The organism is Frigoribacterium sp. CFBP9030 (assembly GCF_034045195.1).
GTDB lineage: Bacteria > Actinomycetota > Actinomycetes > Actinomycetales > Microbacteriaceae > Frigoribacterium.
The window spans coordinates 53,240-59,239 of sequence record NZ_JAXCWG010000008.1; the positions used below are offsets into that span (position 1 = coordinate 53,240).

The window sequence follows — 6,000 nt, forward strand, 5'->3', positions numbered from 1 at the left end:
AGAGGGGACACAACGGGGGTCAGCGAGTGAGATGCTCATTAAGTCAAGCTAGCCTCGCCAATAGACACAGCAGCATACGATATACTGTCGGTCAAGCGGACAAATCTCGCGGGCTTCCAGTACGTCCTGACTGCATGCCGACGTTTGTCGCGTGCGGTCCAGACTCCTCACTCGACGCTCCGGCTATAGGCCCGTTCTGGCGCCTTGACGGGTAGTTTGACCACATTCTGGAGAAATCGCTTTCGAACCGCTGAGTCAGTCGAAGTACTTCATTGGGCTCAGCAAAGACAGCGGCCCGAATTATGTATTGCGACGTACGAAGATCTGGGAGCCCCATCCAGTCGAACTTGGAAGGCCTCGCAAAGAGGTGTTCGACACTTCGGGGGCCGGAGAAGTGATGCTTGCTCCGCCCCCACGCATCGGACTCAACTGCAGCGGGGAAGCAAAGAAGCCGGGCCATGCCCAAATTCTCAATTTCCTTAACGGCGACGCCAATTTCATCTAGCGCTCTCGCCATGCGATCAATCTCCGGGGACGTCCGTCGATAGTGCGAGTAGTCGTTCCGGACTTGGTGCACTTCAACGGGACTGAGCATGCCCGTCGAAATGGATCGCAGCCCTGACTTAAGGCGATCTTGCGACGCGGATGTAACATTCAGAAAGGGTACTCGCGATTTAAAGAGGAATTGCTTTACCGCTGTCTTTCCGTCAAAGTCAGGTATTTCATTGGCGGGGCGATCATGCAAGTCTCCCTCTTTTTGCATCTTATCGAGCTCTTTAGCAAGCACCTCGAAGCCGCGAATCAGGGAGTATAGCTCCAACCGGTCTGAGATGAAGTTAAATTCTTCGACAGTGTTTCCGGACGTATCATGAGCTTCTTGGAGCCTCTCCAGGGCTCTCTGCCTATCGAAACTATCGTCGTAGCTAAAGGGATACGCCTGCCGCGTGTGATCGATCAGCAACACAAAGACTGAAAAGGCAAGGGCGTCGGCGAGGAGGCCTTCAAGCTCTTGAAAGAATGAGCTGGCCACGCCACGGAAAGTCTCCGATTCCCCGATGCCGGAAATACGAGACGCTTGAGTCAAAGCTGAGATTCGCTGATGAAGGTCCCAAAAGCTTCGATGGGAATCCTGCTCGGTTCTGACATCGAACCCCAATTTCCAGAGGACGGTTTCCACCAATTGCTCGTCGGTCAGGTCGCTTCCATCCTCGATGCCGACGTACTCGCAAGCAGCAATCATGTTCGTCTTGCGGGCAAGAATCATTCGAGTGAGCGCTGTCCGCGGGTCGGTGGAGCGGAAAAAGTTTTCCAGGCGCTCGTCCAAATCGTCCGACTCAAATCCGCGCAGTTGCCAGTCAAGCTCTTCCGTATCCGTCTGATTGTCGCGAAGGTAGAGCCGGTCAAGAAGTTGCCGCTGACGCAGGGAGGCGAAACCTCGATCGTCGCTGACGAACCTAACACCCAAGTGCCCAAGTTCTGGAGAAAGTTGGAAGGCCCCAGACCGATTTCGTAGGTTTGTCACAGGCCGGCGGACCTCACCTCGAGGCACGTGAATTACCTCCCGGCGGACCAAGCTATCGAGTGCTCGCGCCAACCAAGTTTCGTTTATCAACAAGGTTAATTGCTGCATTTGCTCTCGAGTAAGAGAATCGGTCAACTGATCGGCGGGCCCTGCGCCCAGCAACTTTGCGGTTGCTCCGCGAAACTCACCCTTTGTGTTGTCGAGCAGGTAGACGAGGACGGCGCGCAACTCATCGTCACTGATAGCATCACCGAGTAGACCGACAAGGGTTGCTGAGTGGTGATCAGCATAGTAAGAGCCTGCAAAGTTATCGACTTCGAGGGCGAGGCCCCACCAGTCGGCGGCAGTCATCCTTGATTCGTCAAGTATGCGGTGGAGCTTCTTACGCTCATCATTGATGGCGGCGTCGTAGCCCGTCGAGAGCCTGACCGAGTGCACAGCCTTACAGGTCGGCTGGGAGCAGTGATAGGCCGGCACCACTCGGCTGAAGCGTATGTGACGCTCTGCCTTGCTTGTGGTGAGGCCGTAAGGACCAAGGACGTACTTACCGTACTGGTAAACCCCGAGAGGAACCGCGTCCACGAGTTGCATCGTTTCGTCAATAGTGAGAACATCTTTTTCATCTTCAAACAAGCGACCGTATGCGTCGTATAGCTGTCGACCGTAGCTAAATGGAAACCGGATCTTCTTGGCCGTAAGCTGGCTCTCAATCAGGTTTGCAAATTTTTCGATGTCAATACTTTCGACGTCTAGGTACAGCTCATCATGTCCCAAAGTCAAAGCACACATAAGATGCGCTTCCTTGATCGGCACGTGCTCTTTCCGAATGAGTCGGTCTTTCATCCGTGTTCCCGCAGTAGTAAGTGGCAGCGTACTACTCAGGTCGTCAGGGACTGTGTATTCGTTCGGAATAATACAATCGGCTAATATCTGAATCAGGTCAGTGAGATCGACAAACTTGCGTCTCCATGCTGGATCGACGTGCTGTTTCGCGAGTTCTTTCGCTGCTAGAGCCAATGTGATTCCGTTCCCCAAAGTTTTTTCTAAGAAAACCGCGCCCTCGAAGTAAAGTCAAGGCCCCTGGCCCAAAAGTATTGGCCTGCGGATGAGCGGCCCTAATCCCGGTCCCGACGGACTGCTCTGTATACCGTCGAGCGGGCACCGCCGAAGAGCTAGGCGATCTCGCTCGTGGTGTGCTCACCGGTGCGGTGCAGCTGCACCAGGTGCTGCTCTTGCAAAATCGTGAGCCTGGGCTTGCGACCGCGGTGCTTGCCGGCAGCTTTTGCGAGCGTCGTGCCTTCACGCGTGCGGGCACGAATGAGATCGGCCTCGAACTCGGCCACTATGCTTGGCACGTTCGACAGCGGCCGGTCGAAGGGGTCGGTGGGGTCGCAGACCGCTCCCCGAGACTCAGGGAGAAAACCGTCTTTGTCAGTTCGTTTGTAATGTCCGTCGCATACCCGGCATGCAGCCCTCCACCGCTCACCGCGCACGCGACCGGAGCGGCGGGCGCCCGGTCGGACTCGGGTGCGCCTCCTGCAGGTCCGAACCGCCGCTCCTGAGGAGGAGCCCGGCGGTGAGCCCGCCGCCCCGGGCGTCGGCCAGGCCGATCGACCCGCCGTCGTGCTCGACGAGCTCGCGGGCTATCGCGAGCCCGAGACCCGATCCGCCCGGTGCCGTGCTCCAGAAGCGGTCGAACGCCCGGGCGCGATCGTCCGCCGTCATGCCGCCGCCCTGGTCGCTCACCTCGACGACGACCCCGTCCGACGTCGGCGCCGCCCGGAGCGTCACCGTCGCACCCGCCGGACTCGCCCGCACCGCGTTGTCGATCAGGTTGTCGAGCGCCTGCTCGAGATGACCCGGGGTCGCCAGCACCGGCAACTCACCACCCGGCAGATCGACGACGATCGCCACCCCGACGTCCTCCGCCGCCGACGACCAGATGTCCGCCCGCTCGTCGAGGACGCCGCGGATGTCGACCCGCACCGGCGTGGCCGTCGACGCCTGACTCCGCGCCAGCTCGAGCAGATCGGAGACGAGACGGCTGAGACGACCCGACTCGCTGAGGGCGCGATCGACGGCGGCCTTGTCGCCCGGGTCGTCGAGTCGGTCGTGGAGGTTCTCGAGACCCAGACGCAGGGCGGTGAGCGGCGTCCGCAGCTGATGCGACGCATCGGCGGTGAAGGCGCGCTGCGCGGTGAGCAGCACCTCGATGCGTCGCGTGCCGTCGTTCAACGTGCTCGCCAGACGCCGCACCTCGGAGGTGCTCATCTCGTCGAGATCCACCCGGGCGCTCACGTCGCCCCGCGAGATGCGATCGGCCATGGCGTCGAGCAGCCTGAGCGGCCGCAGCAGCGACGTCGCGACGACGGCGCTCGCGATCACCGACAGGACGAGCACGATCACCCCGGCCCCGAGTCGGAAGAGCCACACGCCCTGCACCTGAGCGTCGACGGGCGCGGACGGCACGGTCACCCGCACGGCGCCGTCCACCCGGCCGTCGTCGGTCACCGCGGGGACGGTCACCTGCAGACCGCGCTCGCCCAGCACGGAGTCGTCGAGCGAACGCACGCTCTCCTCCCCCGACAGGGCCGCGTCGAAGTCACCGTCGTCGGCCCCCGCGACCTCGCGACCGAGGGCCGGTCGCCGGTCGACGCCGATCAGCTCGACGCGGCCGTCGGTCTGATCCTCGACCTCCTCGCGCAGCCGGACCAGTGCGAGTCGGGCACCGCGGGCCGTGGCATCGTCCGCCTCCGTCGCCGTCGAGAGGAGGACCGCGATCGTGCGCGCCTCCCTCAGGGCCACCTCGCGCTGCCCATCGCGCAGCAGGTCGTTCAGCTGGATGCCGACCGGCACCGTGAACGTGACGAGCGCGAGGCCGACGATCACCAGATACGAGGCGATGAGCCTACGACGCATCGGCGTGCTCCACCCGGAACCCCACCCCGCGCACGGTCGTGATCGCGACCGCCGCGCCGAGCTTCTGCCGCAGCGCCGACACGTGGACGTCGAGCGTGCGGGTGGACCCGAACCAGTGGGTGTCCCAGACCTCGTCGATCAGCGCCTCCCGGGTGACGACCGATCCGACCCGGCGGGCCAGGGCGACGAGCAGATCGAACTCCTTCGGGGCGAGTGCGATCTCGGCGTCGCCCTGGGTCACGCGGCGGGCCGCGACGTCGATCGTGACCGTGCCGAGCCGGACGGGAGGAGGCGCGGGCTCCGTTCCCTCGCCCGTCGCGTCGGTCGCGTGCCGGCGGGTCACGGCGCGGATCCGCGCGACGATCTCGCGGACCCCGAACGGCTTCGCGACGTAGTCGTCGGCCCCGACCTCGAGCCCCGCGACCGTGTCGACCTCGTCGCCGCGGGCGGTGACGACGATGATCGGCACTTTCGACCGGGCGCGCAGACGGCGGCACACGTCGAGGCCGTCCATGTCGGGCAGACCGAGGTCGAGGAGGACCACGCCGGGAGCGTCGGCGGCCAGCGCCTCCCGCCCGGTCGTCACCCAGTCGACCTCATAGCCGTAGCGCGCGAGGCCTTCGCGCAAGGACCCGGCGATCGCGGGGTCGTCTTCGACGAGGAGAACGTGCACACCGGATCGTCTCAGTCGCGGCTGGACAGGAAACGAACGGACGCCGGAGGTGCGCCGAGGGTCGACACGATGGCCTACTGCTTCACCGGCTCCTTCGAGGAGTGGTGCTCGACGATCTTCCACTCGCCGTCGGTCTCGGCGTACACGAAGGTGAACCGCGCGGGCACGACGTCACCGGTCGCCCCCATCGTGAACGTGTAGAGACCGGAGTGCGAGACGTACCCGTCGCCCAGGTCGCGGACGACGCCCTCGGTGATCTCACCCGACGGCTCGTTGAGCAGGAAGCCCTCGAAGTACTCGAGCCGCTCCTCCTCGGTGTCGTGGATGCCGGGCGAGACGGTCGGCAGCAGGACCGCGTCGTCGGCGTAGTGCTCGGCGACCTGCTCGGGGTCGCCCGTGGCGAGCGAGGCGTTCCAGTCGTCGAACAGGGCCTGCACCTCGGCGTCGCTCGGGGCGGCGGCCGGCGAGGGGGCGTCGGAGGCGGCGTCGGCCGTCGCGGCCGTGCAGCCCGTGATGCCGAGCAGGGCCACGGCGGAGAGGGCGACGGCGGGGACGGTGAAGCGGCTACGGCGGGTCATGTGCGGATTCCTTCGCGTGAGGGCCGGGGGTCCGGCCGGTGATCTGCTGTGGGATCAGCCTCGCGAGACACGCGTCAGCAGCCCGTCAGGAGAACGTCAACGCCCGGCCAGCATCGTGTCGGACGGCCGGGGGCCGCGCCCGCGATCATCCCGCTCGGGCCTCCCTTCATCACGGAAAGGTAACGAACCAGATCGGTTCCAATCGTTTGGCGGGAGGGTGGCGAATCCTTTTCATCCCCACCGGGAATCACAGAAAAGGACCTGATCATGAATGCTTTCTCCCGTAAGAAGATCACCAAGGTCGGACT

General features: G+C 63.4%; 5 protein-coding genes. All 5 read right to left on the reverse strand.

Going from position 1 to position 6,000, the window contains the following annotated elements; all coding sequences use genetic code 11:
• Positions 1 to 91: 91 nt before the first annotated feature.
• The gene (locus SOM13_RS10295) at positions 92 to 2,557 is read right to left on the reverse strand and encodes a hypothetical protein (RefSeq protein ID WP_320479655.1); all 2,466 of its coding nucleotides are present in this window, start codon (positions 2,555 to 2,557) and stop codon (positions 92 to 94) included.
• A gap of 137 nt (positions 2,558 to 2,694) precedes the next feature.
• Positions 2,695 to 2,865, reverse strand: a complete 171-nt coding sequence (locus SOM13_RS10300; RefSeq protein ID WP_320479656.1) for a hypothetical protein — start codon at positions 2,863 to 2,865, stop codon at positions 2,695 to 2,697.
• A gap of 139 nt (positions 2,866 to 3,004) precedes the next feature.
• Positions 3,005 to 4,441: a HAMP domain-containing sensor histidine kinase gene (locus SOM13_RS10305; RefSeq protein ID WP_320479657.1), complete on the reverse strand. Its 1,437-nt coding sequence runs from the start codon at positions 4,439 to 4,441 to the stop codon at positions 3,005 to 3,007.
• Positions 4,431 to 5,114 (reverse strand): response regulator transcription factor, encoded by a 684-nt coding sequence (locus SOM13_RS10310; protein ID WP_320479658.1) that lies wholly within the window; start codon positions 5,112 to 5,114, stop codon positions 4,431 to 4,433. Before SOM13_RS10310 ends, SOM13_RS10305 begins: the two co-directional genes overlap by 11 nt.
• 74 nt (positions 5,115 to 5,188) lie before the next feature.
• On the reverse strand, positions 5,189 to 5,692 hold the full coding sequence (locus SOM13_RS10315; RefSeq protein WP_320479659.1) for an SgcJ/EcaC family oxidoreductase: 504 nt from the start codon (positions 5,690 to 5,692) through the stop codon (positions 5,189 to 5,191).
• Between the last annotated feature and the right edge of the window lie 308 nt (positions 5,693 to 6,000).